The following is a 21,263-nucleotide window of genomic DNA, read 5'->3' on the forward strand; positions in this document are numbered from 1 at the left end:
TGCAGAACTCATGCGTGAGCCAGCGAGACGGTATGAGGGCGACGACGCCCGATACGTTCAACACCTCGACGCGCTGGCGGGAGACCGTCGCCGACGGGCGACGGCGATCGTGTACCTCAACCCCGATTGGGTCCCCGCGGTTGGTGGGTGCCTGCGGATCCACCCGCGCTCGGGCTGCCAAGATGTGGAGCCGCGGCCAAGGAGCCCGGTCACTCGGGAAGCCGCAGGTCGAGCAGCGCGTCGATCGTGGCCTGCGAGACGCTGCCCGGTAAATTGGGCAGCAGCGCATCGATCCCGCTGGGGATCGACTCCGGGTGCACGAGCACGAGCTGCACCGTACGTGTCGCAACGTCGAGGTGAATCAGGAAATAGCGATAGCCCGCGCTCGGGCGAATGAACGCGGCACCCGGCCCGCCGTCGGGGTTGGCGAGCGCGCCCGCGGCTGCCTCTGCGAGTGTGTCCTTGTCGATCAGGTCGACGTCGGCCGCGAGTGTAGAAATATCGCAGATTGATCCACACGGACCCTCGCCGACGTAGCCGGCGTAGCCAAAGAAATTTGTGCTGAAAATGTCGAGGTTGCGATATTCGTTGTTGTCGTTGACGACCTCGAATACGTTGAACTGCCCGCAGCCGTCGCCAAGCCACCACTCGTCCGGGTTCTTGGAATAACAATGACAACCGGAAAACGCGCCCGCGCGGACCAGCTCGCCAAGGCTGAGACCCAACCACGGCGCGTCGTACCAATTGCCGTCGGTGCCGTCGGAGCACGGCGTGCCGACGGCGCCATCACTGGTGTGGGGCATCGTTGCGAGCAGCACAATCAGCTTCGACCCCGACCAGCCATCGTAGCGCGGATCGGGCGACTCGGGACAAAATGGGCTGCTTCCCTCGCCGCACGCAAACACACGATCCGTCGAGACGTCGACCAGACACTCGGTCCCGACCGCGCCGTCAAACCCGGCGGACTCGGTGTTGTTGCCACGAAACGCGATGCCCTGTGGGCTCGAGGGGGTCCGTGAATCCCAGGCCGAGACCAGGTCCCACGTATTGTCATCACCGCCACCGGCCGGCTGATAGACCGCGAGCTGCTTGGCGAGCAATGGACCGCGCAGCGTCAAGATCAGGTCTTCCGACCATGGCGTGAGCGCGTCGGCGGCCACGTCGTGGTGAGCGAGACAGCACCCGTCGGCCTCGAACGCGTCGCAGGGGCCAAGCGCGGGATCGCGGCGGCTCGGATACCAGCCCGCCGCGCCAATGCTCTCGAACGTGATGGTGCCACCGTGCGACGGCGGATCGAGCTCGCCGTCGTCGAACGGCGCGGGGCCGAGTCCGCCCTCGACCGGGGGCAGCGGGTCGGGCTGCGAGGTCTCGCCGCTGTCACCATCGCCGTCGCCATCGCCGTCGTCGTCAGTCGTGCCCCCACTACCGGTGCCCTGTGCCGAGTCCGGGCCACCGCACCCCGACGCCAAGGGGAGCAAACACATCAACATGAACATCACGGGTCGAACAGACATGGCAATCACTCCGAACAGTCGGGGTCGACCGGCGCGTTCACGTAGGCGTGGCCGAGCGCGGTGAGCTCACCGTCGGCCCCGAGCAGATCGATATATGGGATCCCCGCGAAGCGACCCGAGAACCAGGCGTAGCGCTCGATCCGGGGGTCATTCTCGAGGTAGTTGACGGCGTCCTCGAGGAACGCGACCTGCTCGTCGACGTTCGCCGCGTCCGTGCACGCAAACTCCGTGAGCCACAGCGGTTGCGCGTAGCGGGCCTTGTACATCTCGACGTGATCGATCAGCCACTGCGCCTTGTTGTCGCCATCTGGATGGCAGCCGACGTAGACGTGGAACGCCACTTTGTCCACGCGACACCCGGCGCAGGCGGCAAAAAAATCGTCGAGGTAATCGAACGGGCTGGTGTCCTGACAATCCCCGCCGCAATAGTTGACCGCGGGCGAGACCAGCGTGAGCGCGCGTGCGTCCGCGACCTGCTCGACCTCCGGCCAGAGCGCCGCCGCGTCGGCTGCGGAGAGGTTCGACTGCTCACCGAAGTTTGGCTGGTTGAACCCGAGCAGGCTCGTCGCGCCCGCGGGGATCCCAGCCGTGATCGCGTCGACGTCGAACGTGCCGCCCCAGATCATCGGGGTGTACTCGACCCCCAGCGACTCGTAGGTCCCAGCGTTGAGCTCTGTGTCGGGCTCGTAGGCCCAGTTGTACCACCACGCGACCGCGGGCTGGAGCGCCGTGAGGTCGGCGTCGGTGTGGTGGCCGTACGCAATCCCGCGCTTGCACGACGACGGCTCGCCTGTGCTGGTGTCGCCCGTCGTGCTGGTGTCGCCCGTCGTGCTGGTGTCGCCCGCCGTGCTGGTGTCGCCCGCCGTGCTGGTGTCGCCCGCCGTGCTGGTGTCGCCCGCCGTGCTGGTGTCGCCCGCCGCGGCGGACTCAGCCGCGGTGGAGTCCGAGCACGCAGCGATCCAACACAATGAGCAACAAAGATAAGTGAGATGTTCGAGCTTCATGGTGGTGTGCACCTTCATGGACAGAACACGATCGCCCAATCCTCCCCCGCGCAGGCGCGCACGGGGCTCGGATCATCGCCGTGTTGATCGTCCCCCGACCACGCGTAGGCGTCGTCGCAAGACTCGAAGTAGAGCGCGACCGGGCTCATGCCGTTGTCCCGGTCCGGGCTCACACACGAGACCAGCGCGCCCTGCTCATCGGTGAATCGACCCACCTCTGGACAATCGGAGAGCAACGCCGGGTCGGCGCAGGTCAGCGTCGCGCAGTCTGGCCGATCCATCGGGACGATCTGCATCGTGAGGTTGTGGGCGTCGACGTGGCTGATATTGTACCAGTCGAAGTCGTTGAAATCGGTGTTGAACGTGAACTCGGCCAGGGTGTGGTGCTCGCCGCCCGGATCGTCGCCGATGAACCCCCAATAGCGCTTCGACGAGAGCGGCTCCACGGCGGTCCCGAGATCCCGACAGACAAACGCGCCGGCCGCCACCGTCGCGGCTTCGATGTCGCTCCCGCGCACTTCCACGGGCGACGTGCAGCGATTGATGAACACGGCCGTGGTTGTGCCGTCTGCCTCCGCCCGGCAGGGGTAGTCGCCGTCGACGGGCGCCGTCGAGGTGCCGCCGCTGCCATCCCCGTCGCCGCTGCCATCCCCGTCGCCGCTGTCGCTGCCAGTGCCGCCGCTCGATTCCTGCGCCGCGTCACCTGTGGCGCAACCAGCCACGAGCGAGAACAACACGACAGACACGATCTTTAGTTCAATTTGCATCGGACCGCCCCCAGCGTCGGTTCAGCATAACGGAACTACACGAGCAGAGGAACCCGGATTGTGCCAATTGTGTTGCCTCTGGCACATCGTGCCACATCATCTGGGGGTCGGAAGACAATCATCGAGAGCAGTTTGACGGTGTCCTCGAGATCATGTCGAACCACGACCACGTCGACCTCACGGACCCACGCGGCGACCTGGCCGCTTCGAAGCGGCTGTTCAACAGCTTGCCCGCGGCATCAACGCTCATCGTGTCCGCTTCGACACTGTGTGGTCCGGCGGGGCGGCGTTGCTGCGAAGACGCCCCACCGGTAGCTCTTCTGTATCTCGGGCTGGCTCGCTCGAGCCAGCCCGATTGATTCACACGCGAGTCACCACGTTCCGACCCAAGCTCAGACGCACTCCTGCAGACCAAAGTGGCAGCCGTTGATGCAGTCCGCGTTGAGCGAGCAGGGCGAGCCCGCCTCACCAGTCTGACACTTGTCGTTGAGATCCGAGCAGTACGGAGCAGCCTCCGAGCAGTCCGTGTCATAGTCACACGGGTCTCCAAGCTGCCCCGCCGAGCACTTGGCTAGCGAGCACAGCGGCGCGCTCATGGAGCAGTCCGTATCCCACGCGCACGCGTCACCGGCCTCACCGAGTGAGCACGCACCCAACGAGCAAAGCGGCGCGCTCCCGCAATCGCCGTCATAGCCACACGCGTCCCCGACGTCGCCGGGCGAGCAGACGTCCCCGATCACGCACAACGACGCCGCTGGCGAGCAGTCCCCCCACCCCTCGCAGGCGTCCCCCTCGGCACCGGCCGAGCACTCCCCGAGCGCGCAGTAGGCTGCCGCCGGTGAGCAATCGCTGTTGTAGAGGCACGCGTCTCCGACATCACCCGCCGAACACAGGCCGCCCGAGCAGTAGGGTGAAGACTCGCCACAGTGGCTGTCAGAACTGCAAGCATCCCCAACCCCGCCGGCCGAGCACTCGTCGGCGAAGCAGACCGGCGCGGCCATCGAGCAGTCACTGTTGTAGACACAGCCGTCCCCGGCCTCGCCGGCCGAGCACGCACCGTCCGAGCAAAAGGGCGCCGAGACGTTACAATGCGAATCGTAGGTGCAGGGGTCACCCACACCCCCATCCCAACAGGTGCCCGCGAAGCAGCGGTTGCCAGAGTACGCGCAGTCCGAGTTGTAGTCGCAGGGATCGCCGTCGCTGCCGTCCCAGCACTGGCTCTCGACGCACGCAGGCGCGTCGACCGGGCAGTGCGCGTCGTAGGTGCAGCTCTCACCTTCGTGATTCTCGGGGAGCGGCGCCTCGGGCTGCTGGATCTCGTCGATCTCCTCGTACTCTTCGAGCAGCGGCTCGGACGTCATCGGGTCGGTGTCGTCGACCATGCAACTGGTCCCGAGGGCGACCATGAGACCAACCATGAGATGCGTCGCGGAGAATGGGCGGGTCAATGCCCCAATCCTGATGTTGCCGTACGGTGCGATTTTCATGCGGCCACTCTAGGCAAGTGCCCACTAAAAGACAACAGTTAACTTTGCGTACATTTTTCTACATCGCAATGAGCGGAGCCCCGTGCAGTCAAGGTGACGGCGCTTGTCGCAAGCGTGCCCCCCAGGGGCCACTCATCGCACTTTCGTGAGCCCGCAGCCTATCGCACCTGGCATTCCGTGCCACCTGGGCGCGAATATGACCACTGGCAACAGCATTCATGCCAGACACCACTGGTTCCGTTGTCAATGAGGGATTATCCCTACATCTTCATGTCTGTTGTTGTGGCAAACGTCGAGATCGCCAACGAGCGGGAGGCGGTCGGCCGAGTCTGGCCACCGTTGGGCTCGGGTCGAGGCCACCACCGCGATCCAGGCCGCCGCTCCCCGGCCAGCTCGAGCTGAAGTTCACAGCCTGGGCGCACGGCCCAACCAGGTCGCGTTGGGTTCGCCGTGTCTCGAAGCGTGAGCTCGACTAGCTGAGGTGATCGCGAACGGGTCAGGTCTCGTACCGAGCCCGTTCGGCGCGATGTCGCCCCCGAAGGTGGGCGACCCCGTGAGCGCGAGGCACGGCTTGACCATCACGGCCCGAGCAAGTCGGGTCGATCACGGCGAAGTCGAGTTCGAGCTGGCGCTGGGCGTGATCTTGTTGTTCATCGCTGTGGACCTACGCGAGGCCAAGGGGACGGCGGCTTGCTTTGCGACCCTGACCCTCGGGGTGCTGGTGGCCCTGGGGGTCATGGGGTTGTGGCCATTGAAGATGAACTTCTTCAACCTGGTGGTGATGCCGGCGGTCGTGGGATTGGGGTTGGACGCGAGCTAGCGGCGGGCGGTGGGACTCACAGCGGAGGGACGCAGTCTAGCTTCACGCGCGCTTGACTGGCGCTGTCGACCACGACGTCGAGCACCAGGCACTCGAGATCGTAGCTGAAGCTCGTTTCACCCTCGTTCGGCGGGTTCGAGAACGAGATGCTGACGTAGCCGATCTGGTTGAGGGGCAGCTGTGCCTCGCACTGTTGCGCGATCGTGGGCGCCGGGCAGTCGCCATCGCAGTTGGTGCGGTGCACGTACATGGCCGCGTAGTACCAGAGCTCGAACTGACAGTCGGCGTCGCCCGACTCCCAGTTTCGCACACCCACGTGGTAGCCGAGCGGTGCCCAGCCAGTGCGACGGTCGAGCACGCGGCCGAAGTCGTCGCCGTCCTCGAACTGAACCGCGGCGCGCTGCAACACCGTATCGTTGCCGCAGCCAGCGTCGACCGGATCGCACAGATCGTACTCGTTCCAGTCGAAGGTTAGCGGCGCGAGCCAGCTCTCAGGGGTTTCGCCGTGCGAACTCAGGGTTGACGCGCCGGGGATCGGATGCCCGAAGGTCGCAACGACGAGCTCGCCCGTGGCCATGTCGCGCATCACGCCGTAGTCTTTCGGGCATGGCGAGTCTTCGCAGATGAAATCGTGGCCGAAGATGCGCACGTGGTCACCGAGCGCGAGGCCCACGTCGCCGCCAGCTTGGATCGCCGGTGATAGCGACTTCTTCGTCAGGAAGGAAATAGTCTAGCGAATCGTGTGCCCATACTCGGACGCTAGCCTCGCGACTCGCGGCGCGCAAATGAGGTGATTCCCTCAATCCGCTTGGGGTCGCTAGCGGATAGGACATCCGATGCGGGGTCGCGGGATGCGTCAACATCTCGCCACCCCGCGCTCGGCGTGCTTGTCGGCCGGCGAGGTGATCGCGGACGGGTCAGGTCTCGTTCGGCGCGATGTCGCCCCCGAAGGTGCGCGACCCCGTGAGCCCGAGGCACGGCTTGACCATCACGGCCCGAGCAAGCCGGGTCGGTCACGCGGCGAAGTCGAGTTTGAGCTGGCCAATCCTCGGTCAGATCTTGTCGGGTCCCCAGACCTCGACTTCGGCCAGCGACAAGTAGTTCGTGCCGTTGAGCTTCACGCGGAGGTAGCGACCGACCGCGCCGCCCATGTCGAAGTCGGCTGTCGTTGGCGAGACCCCGGCGTGAGTCCGAGTCTCAACGACGGCCAGGTTCTCGTCGAGCAGCTCGACATCGTAGTCGGCGAGGCGCCATGTGCAGCAGGGATCCGTTCGGCTCCAAACCGACACATCGTTCACGGTCCGCATCGAGCCAAGGTCGACGCGCCACCATGCCTGGTTCGTGTATTCGGTGTGAGTGACCGACCCATTGGACCAGACGCCGTTGGTCCCGCCATCCACGGCGAGACTCGCCGATGAACCATTTTTTGTGGACGATTCGGTCGCCGGCTGCCCGTACGCGAGGTTGCGGTCGCCCTCGAACGGGCGCGAGATCTTCACCGCGCTGAATTTGACCCCGGTCATATAGGCCGAGTAGAGCGCGACGGAGCCCGTGCCATGGGTGGTGTCATACGCCGAGACCAGCTTGACACCCTCGAGGTAGAAGTGGTGTGCGGTGCCCGATCGGACCAGTTTCAGCGTGTTCCACGTGTTCAAAGTTGGCTGACACGGAACTGTGGCGAGCACCGTCCCCACGCCGTCCACGAACTTCTCGATCTGAGCGAAGTTCCATTGTTTGTTGATCGACGCCCGATAGTAGTTCCCGGAGTCTTGAATCCCGTACATGAGCCCCCAGCTGTCGTCGTCCGTGGGCAACACCTTCGTAGACAGAGTTCCGTCTTTCATGTGTGTATCGAAGGCTTCGACATAGGTTCCACGCAAGAGTCCGTCCGGCCCAAAGCTCCCGGCGTTGCCCTCCTGGTAGATCCAGTTGTTTGTCTCGGTCGTCCAATCCGCCGAGTGCTCGAACCCCTCGACCACTGGCAGCCAGCGCGAGGGGACCGCGTCCGCGGTCCAGTTCTCGAGGAACCGCAGGGTCCCGGCTTGCGGCAGGTTGATCATGCTAAAATCGACCGCCACCTCGCGGCGGTGACCATAGATGTATTCATAGAACACCTTCATGTACGGGGAATACACAGGATGCCCAGTCCACCGCACGTGGAGGTAGGTCACATCATAGTCAAAAATGGTCTTCGCCACCCCGTCGAAGGCCTGACCCACCCAATAGAGCGCCTCGAAGCTCGGCGTCAATGTGGCCGTCGCCAGGACCGGCACGTGTGCGATCTTGGGTTCGTCGTCGGCCATGAGCAGCATGTCTGACCACGATGCGTACTCACCGGCCGAGGTCTCGTTCATCCTAAAGCGCCAGCTCGCACGATTGAGTGCGCTCTCATCGACCACCGTGAAGCCATCCAGGGTCACGGGTTGCGAGGTCCCGTTCTCGATCGAGAAGTTGAGCGTGGGCACACCATTGGACACGGCGACGTCCGTCGAGGTATTCGCCGAGGTGTCGAACGTGTGGCTTCCGCCGACGCCCACTGGCGCGTGCTTGGCGGCCATGACGGCGGCGTGCAGCGGAAAGATCTCGACCTCGACCTGTTCTTGAAAAACCGCAAAATCGGTGTCCGTGTCCTTGTGCGGCGTCCCCGCGTTGACCCCCGACCCCTCCCCGCTCACCAACATATATTTGCGATTCTCATCGGCGTCCGCGAACAGCTCCACGCGAAATCCAATGTTGCGTGTCACAGCCTGCTGGTCGTAACCAAACCAGTTGGTGTGACCGCTGGGTGCGAGCACAAACAAAGCGTAGCTGCCTGCGGGGTAGCCACCGGTAGCGGCCACGGGGGGCAAGTCGGCCAGCGCGTCGATCTGCTCCACGATCTGGGCGGTCCCGACCGACGGGCCAGCGTCGACCTGCAGCTCACCGTCGGCGTCCACGTCATCGTGCGGGTCACCCAGCGAGTGCAGCCGGAAGCCCACGACCGGGGCCAGGCTCTCGGCCACGACGACTTCACCTTCGACGCCGAAGCCGATCGCCTTCGCCATCGTGCTCGCCTCGTTCACGTTGGTGAACACAATCGGCACCCGCAGGCGCCACGCGGCGTTCAACAGTGGCTTCCAGGTCTCGATGTCTGCGGCCGTCGAACTCGAAAGGTCGACGGCGAGGGCGTGGCTCTCGGCCAGAACCGACTCGGACGTCGACACATCGAGATCATCCGCCAAGACAAGGTCGAGCTCGCTGGCGAGGCCGTCGATCTGCGCCGAGCCGGCCCCGAGCACCAACACGGGCTGGTCCCGAACCCGCGGCGCGACCTCCGAGTCGACGGGCGCGGTCGGGAGCTCGTCGATTTCATCTTCGAATGTGCTGAACTGGTCGCCCGTGATATCGGCGTCATCCACGTCACAGGCGCCGAGGGCGAGCAACGCCAGCGTCAACAGCGCGGCGCTGCTGGTTCGCCAGCCGCCGTGGAACGTGCGAACAAGCCCGTGGGTATGAGCGTGATTATTCTGAGTATGCATGGTGCGTCTCGTTCCTCGAACCCCGAGAATATGGCAGCCGGGGCGTCGCCACGCTTTCGAAGAAACTGGAGTCGCGTGTCGAAGAAAGTGGATTTGCGTGTCGAAATTGTTCGAACCGACAAGCGCCTGGGTCTTCGCGGGTCGTGGTCTCGTCAGGCGGCGACGAAGAAGACGACGCCGAGGCTGCCCGGCGTCGCTACGAGTTTGGCCTGCTGCTCAACCGCATGAAGCAGTGAGGGCCTCCGAGGTCAGCCGCAGCTGACGTCGCAGATCGATGTGACCTCATACGCGCAGAGGCTATCCCAGGCCCCGTCCGGATCGCAGCAATAGGGGTCGACCGCGCAGACCTCGGCAGCGCACGGATCGTCGCAGCTCGATTCCAACGACTCGCCGAGATTACAGACATCATGGGCGCAGGCGGTGGTCGACGCCGCCGTGATCGCTACGGTGCCGCGCCAGTCGTCCCGCAGACCAACCGGGGCATACCAGCCGGTGTCCGGGTTGACGCGCCACAGCGTCCCGTTCTGCACGATGTACAACCAGCCTCGCCGTCCTCGTCAAAGCTGTCGAGCGCGATCGACTGGCTGCGCGCGCCGTCGAGCGCGATCGAGATTCGACTTTCACTGTAGCTCCAGCCGGCTTCGTCTTCACAGATCTTCTGGAGCGTCTGGATGATCGTCTCGAGCATCCGCCCAGAGTCGGCGACTCTTCGGCGCGGATCAAGCTGCAACGACGCCCGCCCGACCACGCTCACTGCTGGACGCAGTAGACCGGCAGCTCGGCCGAGCAGTGCTGGGCACACAGCGCCCCCGTCGACCACGCGACCTGGCTCTTGGCATCTCCGACCACGCCGTCCTTGGACTGCTGCGAGGCGTCGATGTCCCAGTCACCGCAGTTGGGCTCGGTGTACTCCCCCTCGTTGGTCGTACCGGTCCAGACCGCGTACTGCAGCTGACAGCCCGGAGCGGGGCTCGGCTGGATCGGCGCGCCAGACTCGTCGCGGTCGATCGGCGCGTCGATGGTTCCGTCGGTCAGGTCCTCCCAGCTCGAGGCGACGATGACCCGGTCGGTGCGCACGTAGGGCCCGATCTGGCTGTACGTCTTGGCGGGGAATTCGTCGGCGGTGCTGAGCCACGGGGCATAGTCGCCGGGGAGATTGGCGTTCCCCGCCAGCTCGCCGCACAACTGCGCGGCGCCCTCGAGCCCGCCCCACTGGCCGTTGCCGGGCACCGAGGTCACGAACACGTACTTGACCGGGACACAGTCGGAGGCCAGGCAAACTTCGTGGTCGCCGCAGGCCTTGCCACACATCCCACAGTTGGAGTTGTCGGACGTGAGGTCGATGCACTGGCCGTCGCAGTCGGTGAGCGCTGGCGGACAAGCATCGCCCGTGTCGGTGCTCTCGTCGCCCGTGTCGGTGGTGCCGGGCCCGGTCGTGGTGTCGCCGTCGCCGTCGCCCGTGCCCGGATCGTCATCGCCCGTGCTCGGATCCCCGTCGCCCTGATCCCCGTCGCCCGTGTCACCGTCGCCCGCCCCACGATCATTGAAGGCCGGGTTCGGCAGCGTGCACCCACACAGGAGCGCGACGGCGACGGCACTGCGAAGCTGCGTCATTCGTTGGATCATACGTGATGCCGCAGGCTCCCGCCCTCGGCGGGCGAGTGCCTACGCGCGCCCGCTATCGCGCACCGACGGCGTCCACGCGAGCGCCGCCAGCACCCACAAGTGCCGCCAGTGGACGGAGTCGATCACGAGCGACTCCACGCACACCGCCGCGAGCGAAGCCGCGACCACGGCCATCGCAACCTGCAGCCGAGGCTCACGCGACCCCAGCGCCGTCCAGATCGCCATGAACAGCGACGAGAACATCAGCCCAGCCAGCGCGAGCCCGCCGAGGTAGCCGTTCTCGACCAACCCGCGCACATAGGTGTTGTGGGCGGCGCGGGTGAAGGCCTGCTCGGACTGCCCGGGTCCGATCCCAAACGGACGGGCGACCGCGACCTCGAGCGCCTCGCGCTGGGTCGCAAATCGATCCACGTCGTACTCCTGCGGACCGAGCCGCTGCTCGAGCATGTCCTGGACCACGTTGACGTCGACCAGGCGATCCAGCGCGACCGCCAACAACACCACGGCGACCGGCACCGCGAGCAGGGTCATCGTCCGCGAGCGGCGCGAGCCCACCCCGACCAGGCGCAGCGAGAAGAACGTGAACATCGCGACCGCGACGCTGATCCACGCGCCGCGCGAGTAGGTCAGCAAGATCCCCACGCCGCACACGACCAGCGCCAGCGCCCACGGCAGCCGATTCCCACGCTCGAGCAACACCAGCCGCGAGGCCGACCACACCGCGGGCGCGACCAGGTAGGCGCCGAGAACGTTGGCGTCCTTGAAGAACGCGTGCAGGCGGCCCTGCGGGGCCAGCTGCTCGGCGAAGGGCAGCACGCCAAAGTAGGCCGCGATCGCGATGGTCGTGGTCACCACCGCGCCCCAGGTCCACCCCCACATCACCAGCTGCACGCCGCGCTCGCCCTGCTTGCCCACGAACCCGGCGATGAACACCCAGGCGATCGCCAGGTAGGCCGTGATCGCGCCGAACCGCAGCGCGACCCCGAGATCGCGAGCGGGCACCAGCGAGATCGCGTTGGCGAGCAAGAACAGCGCGAGCGCGGCCAGGGCGACGCTGCCGCGCTTGGGGATCGACAACCGCCGCATCACCAGCGCGATCGGCAGCAGCAAGATGATCAGCAGATCGAAGGGCGCGGGCTCGATGTAGACCAACGAGCCGAGCGCCATCAGCACGACCACGACCACGTCCAGGCCCGTGATCCGGCGACGGCGGGACTTCCCTACCCGGCCCGCGCCCCGGGTTGCGCCCCGGACTGAGCGCGCCTCAGGCTGCTTGCTCTGCACGCGAGCGTGCCTCGATCACGTCGGTTGCCCATGGACCCATCGGGCCCCACTCGAACTCGACGAGCAGTCGCTCGAGCCGGCCCAGGGTCTTGCCCAGGTTGTTGTAGTGACGAAACCGCTTGATCGCAGGCAACGGCATGCGCGGCTGCTCGGGATCGAACTCCCACGGGTGGGCGTAGAAGATCGCCGGGCGGCCGGCCCGGTGGCAGCGGCGGATCAGCGCGGCGCTGAGCTCGTAGGGATACAGGCGAAAGTAGCCGCCGCCCGTGCAGGGCACCCGCCGACCGCCGAGCTCGACGACCGACATCGGCAGCTCGAGCAGGTGATCACCGATCCGGTAGGGATCGAGCGGCGCGTCGGCGATGCCGTACTCGGGGTGCCCGCCAAACGGAAACACCGACGAGTCCCAGCGCAGCCCGTGGCGCTCGAGCACGGGCACCGCCCACATGGTCTGCCTGGTCAGCGAGAACGACGGCGCCCGGTAGCCGTGGATCGGCGCGCCCGCCAGCTCGCGCAGCAGCGGCATGGCCTTGCCCAGATCCGCGTCGAGCCGGGCGGGATCCAGGTACCCGAGCCGGTGGTGGTGGTAGCCGTGACACGCGATCTCGTGACCCGCGGTCGCGACCTCGCGGATCAGCTCCGGCGCTCGCTCGGCGATCCAGCCGAGCACGAAGAAGGTCGCCTTGACCCCGCGCCGATCAAACAGCTCGAGCAGCCGCCTGGTGCTGTCGACGACCCGCAGCTCGCACGCGTCCCAGACCTCGCGGCCGAGCATGTCGTCGAAATTCGACACGCAAAACCAGTCCTCGAGATCGATGCTCAGCAGGTTGCGCATGAGTTAGAGGATTGGCACCGGGCCGGCCGCGGCGGGGAATTCATCGTCACCCACGAAGTCCTCGTTGCCGTAGCCGAGCCGGCCCTGGCCGCCGTCGCCCCAGCACAGGATCTTGCCGTCGTTTCGGGTGGCGCAGGTGGTATAGCCGTCGGCCACGAGGTCGATCGCGAGCCCGCCGATCTCGACGGGGCCCCCGGCGCTGGCGGCCTCGTTGTCGCCGATGTTCGTGACGTTGCCGTAGCCGAGCTGGCCGCGGGCGCCCCAGCCCCAGCAGCGGATCGTGCCGTCGTCGAGCAGCGCGCAGGTGTGCGCGGTGCCGGCCTCGAGCTTGACCGGCGTGCCGCCGACGTCGACGAAGCCGACCGCGCTGGGGACGTTGCTGAGCCCGACCCAGGCCACGTTGCCGTAGCCGAGCCGCCCCTCGTTGCCCTTGCCCCAGCACTTGACCTGGTTGGTCTCCAGGATGGCGCAGGTGTGATACCAGCCGCCCGCGAGCTGGGTGACCAGGCCGCCGACTGGGACCGGGCCCGCCGAGGCAGGGGTCTCGTCGTCGCCGATGTCGTTGGCGTTGCCGTAGCCGAGCTGCCCGTTGTTGGACTCGCCCCAGCAGCGCACGGTGCCGTCGTCGAGCAGCGCGCAGGTGTGCGCGAAGCCCAGCACCAGCTGCGTGACGGTGCCGCCGACCATGACCGGCCCGAACATCTCGACGTGCTGGGCGGGGGTCTCGTCGTCGCCGACGTCCTCGTTCATGCCGCCGAGCGCGTAGCCGAGCCGGCCTTCGCTCTCGCGGCCCCAGCAGACCACGCTGCCGTTGTTGAGCACCGCGCAGGTGTGGAACGAGCCGCCCTCGGTTGCGAGGATCGTCGCGGGCGCGCCGAGGTCGACGAAGCCGACGCTCGACGGGAGCTCGTCGTCGCCGATGATGTTGACGTTGCCGTAGCCGAGCTGCCCGTCGCCGGCCCGCCCAAAGCAGCGCACCTGGCCCCCGGCATAGCCGACGCAGCTGTGGGAGATGCCCGCGACGACCGAGGTGATCGGCCCGGCCAGGCTCACGAAGCCCGAGGTCCCGGCCAGCTCGTCGTCACCGAGGTTGTCCTCGTTGCCGTAGCCCGTGCGCCCGTCGTCGCCGTTGCCCCAGCACATCAGCTTGCCGTGATCGAACAGCCCGCAGGTGTGGTTGCCGCCCGGCGCGACCTGGGTGACCTCCGTGCGCGAGCAGTCGTTGTGGCACGCGTCGTCGTCGTTTTGATTCTGGTCGTCGCAGTCCTCGTTGCCGGCCCACACGAAGCCGTCGCCGCACACGGCCAGCTCGCAGGTGATCGGGCAGTCGTCGGTGTTGTCGGCGTTGCCGTCGTCACACTGCTCGCCCGGGCCCTGATCGCCGTCGCCGCAGCCGTTGAGCACGCAGCCGTTGAGGCAGCTCATGCCGGGCCCGATGTTGTCGGCCCCGGGATCGCACTCTTCGTTGACGGCGTGCTGGAAGCCGTCGCCGCACTGGTTGGCCAGACACTGCGGCGTGCAGTCGGCCTCCGGGGCATTGAACGCGCCGTCGTCACAGTCCTCGACGCCCTCGCGCACGAACCCGTCGCTGCACTCGGCCCACACGCAGGTGTTCAGGCAGTCGTCGGTGTTGCTGGCGTTGCCGTCTTCACAGTCCTCGCCGGGGTCGACGATCCCGTTGCCGCACTGGCCGGTGGTGCAGTCGCTGTTGCAGCCGTCACCGTCGAACGGGTTGCCGTCGTCGCACTGCTCACCGGGTCCCCAGAACCCGTCGCCGCACACGTTGACCTGACACCCGGGCACGCAGGCCTGGCTGGGGCCGATGTTGGGCTCGCCGGGATCACACTCCTCGATGCCCTCGAACAGGAACCCATCACCGCAAAAATTGAGCTCGCAGGCGTTGGTGCACGCGTCGTTGTTGCTGGCGTTGCCGTCGTCGCACAGCTCGTCGAGGTCGACCACGCCGTCGCCACACTCCCCACCGACCGTGTCCGTGTCGGTGTCGGTTGGATCGGTGTCGGTCGTGTCCGTGCTCGGATCTTCTGTGTCCTCGAACGAGTAGCTCGTGCCCTCGTAGTCGGTGTCGACGTACAAGACGGTGTCGGAGCGACCACAGCCAGCGAGCGCCAGCGCGAGTCCACAGAGCCCGGTGACACCGCGAGCGCGGCCCGAGCGGGCGGTTAGGGCGCCACTCCGGCGCGCAGCAATCGTCATGGGTCGAATGTACACCGACCGCGCGAACTTGTCCGCGATCGCGCGCAGCGGGCCGCTCGAAGGTCGAGTGAGGGCTCGGCCGAAGGGCGCCTGGGTTCTGCGTGAAGGATCGCCGAGCCGGTGACATGCAGCCACCCCGCAGTGTTCGCGTCCGTGCAGTTTGCCGGCGATCTGGTCGGCTTGGGGGGCTGGGCGGAACGCGGGTTGCACGTTCGCCACGCATGGAAACCCAGGCCGCCCCCGTCCACCCCGCCGCCACCCGTACCGAGCTCGACGAGCCCAGCAGGTCCCAGCACGGGCCGGCGCCGAGCAAGGCCGCCATCGCCGGCCACCCGATCCACCCGATGCTGATCCCGTTTCCGGTCGCGTTACTGTCGATCGTGCTGGTCACCGACATCGTGTTCGCCGTGACCGAGTCGACGTTTTGGTCGTCGGTCTCGTACTACGCGCTGTGGGCCGGGATCGTCAGCGCCGCGCTGGCCGGCGTGTTCGGGCTCATCGACTTCGTCGGGGTCCCGCGGGCCCGCAGCGTTCGCGCAGGCTGGGCGCACCTCTTGCTCAACATCGCGATCGTGGCGCTCGCCACGGTCAACCTGATCCTGCGCGGCGGTGACACGATCGTGCACATCTTGCCCGTGGGACTGACCCTGTCGATCGTCTCGACGGGGCTGTTGCTCGTGAGCGGCTGGTACGGCGGAGAGCTCGCCTATCGGCACAAGATCGGCGTGATCGGGCACGACCCGACTACTCGCGACGCCGCGCGGTGACGAGCACGCGGTTCTCCCAGCCGGTCGCGCGCCCGAGCAACCCAAACCCGACGATGCCCGCGCGCAGGATCGGGTCCGACTTGTTCTTGGCCAGCAGCTCGCGCATCGGGGTCGAGCGCGGCTCGATGTCCAGCACGTCGAAGCCCCGATCACCCAGGACGACCCCCCACGCCCGCCGACCAAACTTGAAGATGTGCGTGCCCGGGTGGATCCCGACCTCGAACGCGCCCTGCGGCTGCACGCGCCCGCGCAAGAACAACACGTGGTGGTACACGCTCTCTTGCGCGGGGGTCTCCGCGATCAACACCCCACCGGGCCGCAGCGCCCGCATGACCTGAGCCAAGAACGCGTCGGGCCGATCCATGTGCTCGATCACGTTGAACGCCGCGACCACGTCGAGCGAGTTGGCCTCGTAGCTGTCGTCCAGCGTGGCGAGCCGGACCGCGCCCGGCATCCGCCGGTTGGCCTCGGTCACCGCGGTGGCCGAGAGGTCCGCCCCGCCCGCGTCGTAACCAGCCCCGCGCGCCTGGTAGATGAAGTCACCGTGCATGCAGCCGACCTCGAGCAAGCGCGGGTGACTGGACGGCGGCGCGACGCGGATCAGCTGCTGGAGTCGCGCCGCGTTCTCTGTGTGGATCGTGGCCTCGACCTCGAGGTACGCGGCCTCGTTGTCGGGGTTGAAGTCCTCGTCGAACCGAGTTGGGTCGCACCACAGCACCATGCAGTGCGGGCAGCGACGGATCTCGAAGCGCGGGCGCTGCATGTGCACCGGGGCCTCGCGGTAGCCACAGAACACGCAGTTGGGCTGAGCGTGGGCTTGGACCACGCCGAAGCTTACTTCATGGGCTCGCGCGCTGGCCAACCAACTCGACCAAGAACGTGAGGTTCGCGTCAGGTGGCACGCCAGGCATCTTGCGCCCGCGGTAGCCGAGCCGGGGCGGAACGACGAAGCGCCGCCGCTCGCCCAGGCGCATGCCCTCGAGGCCGAGGTGCATGCCGTCGATCACGTCGCCGCTCTGGTTGAGCTGGACCGACAGCGGCTTGCCGCGATCGTGCGAGCTGTCGAGCACGGTGCCGTCTGGGAGCAGCACGATGTAGTGGACCTTCAGCCACTCACCGTCGGCCACGAGAGGGCCTTCGCCCTCGGCGAACACGTCAATCTGGACGCACGGGAGGCCGCGCGCATCTTCGAGCTGCTCGGGGTCGCAGTCGGGGTTGATCGCCGCGCGCAGCGGCGTGCCCTCGTAGGCCTCGCGGGGGGCGGGCTGCTTGGCGCAGGCGAGCAGCAGCGCGAGCGGGGCGAGCAGGATCAACGGCGAGCGGCGACTACCCACGACGCTCACAGTGGCACGATCGTGAGCACGTAGCGCTGAATTGCGATGACGTGGCAAGCGCTGCCGCCGATCACGAACAGGTGCCAGATCAAGTGGTGATAGCGCAACTTGGTCATGCGAAAGAAGAACACCCCGCCCGAGTAGAACGCCCCGCCAACCAAGATCCAGATCAGGCCAGCGGTCGGAATTGCCGCGATGATCTGCGCAGGCGCGACCAGGACCATCCAGCCCATCGCCAGGTACGAGATGACCCCAACCTTGTCGAGCTTGGCCTCGTACTCGTTGGGCTTGATCAGCGTGCGCACGGTCCCGATCAGGGCCAAGATCCAGATCGCGCAGAACATCAGGTTGCCCGTGCGGTTGTGCAGGGCGACGAGGGTGAAGGGCGTGTAGGTCCCGGCGATCAGCAGGTAGATCGCGGCCAGATCGACGTTGTGAAAGAAGTGCTTCGCGCGACCGGCCACCAGCGCGTGGTTGAGCGCGGACGCCAGGTACAGCGCGACCAACGAGCCCCCGAACACGGCCGCGCTCGCGACATACACCGCGCCCTTGCCAGACGCTGACACGACCATGACGACCAGCGCGACGATCGACAAGACCATGCCCACGCTCGCCGAGATCGCGTTGGCGAGCTCCTCGGGCGGACTGAACTTCTCGGCGGGCTCGCTGGCAGCGTTCAACGTGATGTGGACCTACCGGGTGGCACCGCGACGACAGTACCCGGAACGCCGCGGCGCGTACCTCGCGTGGCCCCGGCACGCGAGTTGACGGGTGCGACAGCAACGGAGAGAACCCACGCCCATGAGCGCCGCCAAGCCGATCGAGATCTACCAGTACCCAAACTGCTCGACCTGCCGCAAGGCGCTGAAGTGGCTCGACGCTCAGGGCGTCGCCTACCGCAGCGTCGACATCGTCGCGCGGCCGCCCAGCAAGGCCACGCTCGCCAAGGTCATGAAGCTCGCGGGCGTCGAGCTGCGCAAGCTGTTCAACACCTCGGGCCAGAGCTATCGGCAGGGAGACTGGAAGCAGAAGCTCACCGAGATCTCCACCGCCGACGCGCTCGCGGCCCTCGCCGCCGATGGCAAGCTGATCAAGCGCCCGCTGGTCGTGGGCGAAGACTTCGCGCTGATCGGCTTTCGCCCCGACGACTGGGCCGAGACCCTGGCGTCCTGAGCTGTTGTAGACTCCCCGCCGATGCCTGGGCCCGCGTCCGACAGCGACCCGCTCGCGCCCGAGCAAGAGGACCACGACGGCGCGTGGGTGCTCAATCAGATCGCCGACGAGCTCGAGGCCGAGGGTCTCGAGGTCGAGCAGCTGCGGGACCTGACCGAAGAGCTGGCGATCATCGAGCGCCCGCCCGGGCTGTTTCGCCGGGTCACCAAGCGCGCGCGCGCCCTCGCGGTCGAGCAGTGGTCGCACTTCGTCGGCGAGCTACGCGAGAGCCGCGAGGCCATGGCGTTGGTTCGTGCGCGCGGCGAGCGGGAGCTCAGCGAAGAGGAGCGGGCCATGGTCCGCGAGCAGATGCTGGATCTCGTGCGGCTGTTTCCAGCCGGGTTGATCGCCGCGGTCAACACCGCGCTGCCCGTGCCGGGGACCAGCGTGTTCACGCCGTGGTTGCTGGTCAAGCTGGGGCTCATGCCCTCGCGCTGGCGAGAGTCGCACCTGCTCGATCAGCTGCGTAAACAGCAGCTGATGCTGGCGCGGACCGGCCACGCGTCGCAGGCCGAGCGGATCGGCGAGGTGCTGCTGCAGCTCGAGACCGAGGCCGAGCAGCGCGAGCTGATCCAGCGCGAGACTCGGCTGCTGACTCACTGGGACGAGAACGGCAATGGTGTGTGGGATGAGGCCGAGCTCGAGGCTTATGGGCGGGAGGTCGATAAGATCCGGGGGTTCGTCGTGCAGCATGCTGCGCGCAAGCGGTGGTTCTTTGAGCATGAGGGGGAGGTGTATGGGGCGGCGCGGTTGTCCGAGCTCGATGATCTCGAGCAGGCGGCGGGTAGCTTGTTGGTGTGCTTTGACGGGCGAACGGGGTGGGTGGCTCTCGAGCATGTGCTCGAGGGGGACGTTGGGGAGTAGAGCGCTGCCGAACACACGCCGGACCTCGACCAGCAACGCGAGCGTGTCGACCTTGGCGCTCGGTCGCGTCGCGCCAGGCGACGTTCCTGCGGAGCCTCCCGGTCCGGTGTTCTGATACTCCGCACACACCTGTTTCCGCAAGAACTGAAAGCGCGTGTTCGGCAGTCCCATGCTCGCCGCGATGCGGTCGAACTCCTCGCACTCGGCGGCACTGAGCCCAACGCCTTCGTCGCAGAGCTTCTCAGCAAGCACCTCCAGCGCCAGCCCCCACTCATTGTTGTCGAGGTACTCGAGCGCGTCAGCTAGAGCGCCGATCAGTTTGGAGTCGCGTCGTCAGGTGCGTCTGGGGCCGTTCCTGCCCAGGAGCGAGGCCGAAGCTGTATCCGGCATACTGCGAGCGCCGAGTCGACAACGGCAGGAGCGGCCCCAGATGTGCCTGGCGTCGTGACTCCAAACTGGTCGGTGCTCTAGGATTGCGGCGTCGAGGCGCCCCTCGAGACGGGCTCCCAGCTTTCGGATGTTGATAGCGATGTCCATCGCCCCTTTGTATTTCATTGAACAGAGCTTCGATCTAGATTCAGACCCCAGAGATCACCCGGCGCTGCACGATCACCGACTCCGGCCTCGCGCCAGCGTCGCCCTTCCGCCGAAGCTCGATCACCACCTTCGTCCCAGCCTGCCCCCGGATATTCTGCATCGGCGGAAGCAGACGCGAACGGCACGGTCGACAGCTGCTCGAAGACGGATGACCAGGCGGCGCGTTGGCCGTCGGCCAGTGCGGCCACGTGTAGTCCTCGCGCGTGGGCATCGAGCTCGAGTTCCGGTTTGGCTTGGTGCGTCGCCCGGACCAGTGTAGACACATCGAGAGAGCTTGCTACCGCCAGACTCTCCTCTGGGCCGAGCCCAAGATCGAAATGCACACCGGCATGCAGCGTCCATCGACACCTCCCGCCGCGGCTACGAGCGAGCACCAAGTGCGGCTGGATGTGAAGCTTCGCGGCGCCGTCGGAACGGCGATCGTCGCAGGCTTTGGGGTGGCCTTGCTGGCGCTGGCTGCAACTGGCGAGATCCTCTGGTGGGCGGCACTTCCGGGAGCACTCATGATCGGCCTCGTCCCTCTCGGTGCAAGGCAACTCGCGCGCACGTGGAGGCTGCGCGTGATACTGGACGATGACGGTATCTCCTGGGCCCCGGCAGGCGTGTCGCTCCCTTGGTCGCAAGTTCGACGGGTGAACTACGTGGTTGGCCCCACCATGTCGGGTCCGCGCACATCGGCCATCGAGATTGTGTCGCGCACAGACATGGTCTTCCGTCTGGGGCCGAACCTCACAGACTGGTCCGCCCTCGAGGCGAGGGTACGCGCTCGGTTCGCGAAGAGCTCCGCCTCGGGGAACACGAGGCGCAGCTGACCCGGTGGAGCACCACGCGACAAACGTATGGCTGCGTCCGCCAAACGACGTGCATGGAGCACCAACACCGGGCACATGATCGCGGGAGTCACGCCGGCGTCGCGTGCATCGCTCACCAGGACTTCGGCCACGCGCGCACCAGCTGGAGCGAAGAGTTGGTGGGCAGTCGCGCGTCGAGCGAAGCGGGCGCCGTGGGGCCATACGCGGCGACGACGCCCTCGCAGAGCCAGCGCAGGAGCACGCGCCGTGCGTGAGACAGCGGTAGTGACCGAGCCCGGTCAACCGCGCGCGACACCGTGTCGACCCACGTGTGTACTCGTGGCCTGCGCTCAAGCAGCGCCTTGACGAGCTGTGGCGGCGCGACGGGCTCCGTCGAGTGCACGCCCAGGAGCTCGAGCAGGCTCTCCCAAGCGGCTGCGTCATCGCCGGCAAGCGCGTCGATGACAGCGACGTCCCCAGCCAGCGCGCGCTTCGCGAGCTCGAGTGAGACGACTGTCGCAGCGTACCCACGCTGATGACGCGGGCCCAGTGCGAAATGGAGATCGGCGAGTGCCAAAAGGGCAAGAAGCTCGTGGCGGAGTGGTACATGCGTGAGTCCGCGTATACCC

20 protein-coding genes and 2 pseudogenes are annotated in these 21,263 nt (G+C 66.8%); 7 read left to right on the forward strand and 15 right to left on the reverse strand.

Features of this window, described 5'->3' with window-relative positions; genetic code table 11:
- Window positions 1-10: 10 nt before the first annotated feature.
- Window positions 11-190 (forward strand): annotated as a pseudogene (locus tag ENSA7_RS46260) (2OG-Fe(II) oxygenase); the annotation flags it as partial.
- Window positions 191-209: 19 nt separating this feature from the next.
- On the opposite strand, the gene ENSA7_RS40790 reads toward ENSA7_RS46260, so the two are convergent.
- The 4 genes from ENSA7_RS40790 to ENSA7_RS40805 all read right to left on the reverse strand — a co-directional run bounded on the left by ENSA7_RS40790 (window position 210) and on the right by ENSA7_RS40805 (window position 4,772).
- Complete coding sequence (locus ENSA7_RS40790; RefSeq protein ID WP_106094844.1) at window positions 210-1,514, reverse strand: DUF2403 domain-containing lipoprotein; 1,305 nt, start codon at window positions 1,512-1,514, stop codon at window positions 210-212.
- A 5-nt stretch (window positions 1,515-1,519) separates the two neighbouring features.
- Entirely contained in the window at window positions 1,520-2,536 is a 1,017-nt protein-coding gene (locus ENSA7_RS40795; protein WP_181234617.1) for a glycoside hydrolase family protein, read from the reverse strand.
- The gene (locus ENSA7_RS40800; RefSeq protein ID WP_106094846.1) at window positions 2,533-3,285 is read right to left on the reverse strand and encodes a thaumatin family protein; all 753 of its coding nucleotides are present in this window, start codon (window positions 3,283-3,285) and stop codon (window positions 2,533-2,535) included. Before ENSA7_RS40800 ends, ENSA7_RS40795 begins: the two co-directional genes overlap by 4 nt.
- Before the next feature lie 392 nt (window positions 3,286-3,677).
- Window positions 3,678-4,772, reverse strand: a complete 1,095-nt coding sequence (locus tag ENSA7_RS40805) for a hypothetical protein (RefSeq protein WP_146158722.1) — start codon at window positions 4,770-4,772, stop codon at window positions 3,678-3,680.
- Window positions 4,773-5,325: 553 nt separating this feature from the next.
- Between ENSA7_RS40805 and ENSA7_RS40810 the strand changes: the two genes are divergently transcribed.
- A complete protein-coding gene (locus tag ENSA7_RS40810; protein ID WP_146158723.1) occupies window positions 5,326-5,592 on the forward strand; it encodes a hypothetical protein in 267 nt (88 codons plus the stop codon).
- Window positions 5,593-5,608: 16 nt separating this feature from the next.
- Here the strand turns inward: ENSA7_RS40810 and ENSA7_RS40815 are convergent, their stop codons facing one another.
- From ENSA7_RS40815 to ENSA7_RS40845, 7 genes are all read right to left on the reverse strand, one after another.
- The gene (locus ENSA7_RS40815; protein ID WP_106094849.1) at window positions 5,609-6,265 is read right to left on the reverse strand and encodes a hypothetical protein; all 657 of its coding nucleotides are present in this window, start codon (window positions 6,263-6,265) and stop codon (window positions 5,609-5,611) included.
- Between the two features lie 379 nt (window positions 6,266-6,644).
- Window positions 6,645-9,110: a galactose-binding domain-containing protein gene (locus ENSA7_RS40820; protein WP_106094850.1), complete on the reverse strand. Its 2,466-nt coding sequence runs from the start codon at window positions 9,108-9,110 to the stop codon at window positions 6,645-6,647.
- A 248-nt stretch (window positions 9,111-9,358) separates the two neighbouring features.
- Window positions 9,359-9,640 carry a hypothetical protein gene (locus ENSA7_RS40825; RefSeq protein ID WP_146158724.1) on the reverse strand — a complete coding sequence of 94 codons (282 nt, stop codon included), beginning with the start codon at window positions 9,638-9,640 and terminating at the stop codon, window positions 9,359-9,361.
- Window positions 9,641-9,860: 220 nt separating this feature from the next.
- Window positions 9,861-10,724 (reverse strand): hypothetical protein, encoded by an 864-nt coding sequence (locus tag ENSA7_RS40830; protein WP_146158725.1) that lies wholly within the window; start codon window positions 10,722-10,724, stop codon window positions 9,861-9,863.
- Window positions 10,725-10,775: 51 nt separating this feature from the next.
- Entirely contained in the window at window positions 10,776-12,020 is a 1,245-nt protein-coding gene (locus ENSA7_RS40835; RefSeq protein ID WP_181234618.1) for an O-antigen ligase family protein, read from the reverse strand.
- Complete coding sequence (locus tag ENSA7_RS40840) at window positions 12,001-12,855, reverse strand: XrtA system polysaccharide deacetylase (RefSeq protein ID WP_106094854.1); 855 nt, start codon at window positions 12,853-12,855, stop codon at window positions 12,001-12,003. Before ENSA7_RS40840 ends, ENSA7_RS40835 begins: the two co-directional genes overlap by 20 nt.
- A 3-nt stretch (window positions 12,856-12,858) precedes the next feature.
- Window positions 12,859-15,069, reverse strand: a complete 2,211-nt coding sequence (locus ENSA7_RS40845; RefSeq protein WP_106094855.1) for an RCC1 domain-containing protein — start codon at window positions 15,067-15,069, stop codon at window positions 12,859-12,861.
- Window positions 15,070-15,290: 221 nt separating this feature from the next.
- Here ENSA7_RS40845 and ENSA7_RS40850 point away from each other — a divergent pair, with 221 nt between their 5' ends.
- Window positions 15,291-15,836: a DUF2231 domain-containing protein gene (locus tag ENSA7_RS40850; protein ID WP_106094856.1), complete on the forward strand. Its 546-nt coding sequence runs from the start codon at window positions 15,291-15,293 to the stop codon at window positions 15,834-15,836.
- Here the strand turns inward: ENSA7_RS40850 and ENSA7_RS40855 are convergent.
- From ENSA7_RS40855 to trhA, 3 genes are read right to left on the reverse strand one after another with little or no spacing between them, the layout of a single operon-like run.
- A complete protein-coding gene (locus ENSA7_RS40855) occupies window positions 15,814-16,662 on the reverse strand; it encodes a class I SAM-dependent methyltransferase (RefSeq protein ID WP_106094857.1) in 849 nt (282 codons plus the stop codon). The two genes, ENSA7_RS40850 and ENSA7_RS40855, sit on opposite strands and share 23 nt — an antisense overlap.
- Window positions 16,663-16,675: 13 nt before the next feature.
- A complete protein-coding gene (locus ENSA7_RS40860; RefSeq protein WP_181234619.1) occupies window positions 16,676-17,170 on the reverse strand; it encodes an FKBP-type peptidyl-prolyl cis-trans isomerase in 495 nt (164 codons plus the stop codon).
- 5 nt (window positions 17,171-17,175) lie between these two features.
- Entirely contained in the window at window positions 17,176-17,850 is a 675-nt protein-coding gene (gene trhA, locus ENSA7_RS40865; protein WP_106094858.1) for a PAQR family membrane homeostasis protein TrhA, read from the reverse strand.
- A 121-nt stretch (window positions 17,851-17,971) separates the two neighbouring features.
- Between trhA and ENSA7_RS40870 the strand changes: the two genes are divergently transcribed.
- Window positions 17,972-18,343, forward strand: a complete 372-nt coding sequence (locus ENSA7_RS40870) for a Spx/MgsR family RNA polymerase-binding regulatory protein (protein ID WP_106094859.1) — start codon at window positions 17,972-17,974, stop codon at window positions 18,341-18,343.
- 21 nt (window positions 18,344-18,364) lie between these two features.
- A complete protein-coding gene (locus tag ENSA7_RS45660) occupies window positions 18,365-19,246 on the forward strand; it encodes a hypothetical protein (protein ID WP_106094860.1) in 882 nt (293 codons plus the stop codon).
- A gap of 177 nt (window positions 19,247-19,423) precedes the next feature.
- Here ENSA7_RS45660 and ENSA7_RS46265 read toward each other — a convergent pair.
- Window positions 19,424-19,564, reverse strand: a pseudogene (locus tag ENSA7_RS46265) (MafI family immunity protein); the annotation flags it as partial.
- Window positions 19,565-20,046: 482 nt separating this feature from the next.
- Here ENSA7_RS46265 and ENSA7_RS40880 point away from each other — a divergent pair.
- Window positions 20,047-20,655, forward strand: coding sequence for a hypothetical protein (locus ENSA7_RS40880; protein WP_106094861.1), 609 nt, complete (start codon window positions 20,047-20,049; stop codon window positions 20,653-20,655).
- 310 nt (window positions 20,656-20,965) lie between these two features.
- Window positions 20,966-21,142 carry a hypothetical protein gene (locus ENSA7_RS44830; protein WP_181234620.1) on the forward strand — a complete coding sequence of 59 codons (177 nt, stop codon included), beginning with the start codon at window positions 20,966-20,968 and terminating at the stop codon, window positions 21,140-21,142.
- The last annotated feature ends 121 nt before the right edge of the window (window positions 21,143-21,263 follow it).

The organism is Enhygromyxa salina (assembly GCF_002994635.1).
GTDB lineage: Bacteria > Myxococcota_A > Polyangia > Nannocystales > Nannocystaceae > Plesiocystis > Plesiocystis salina_B.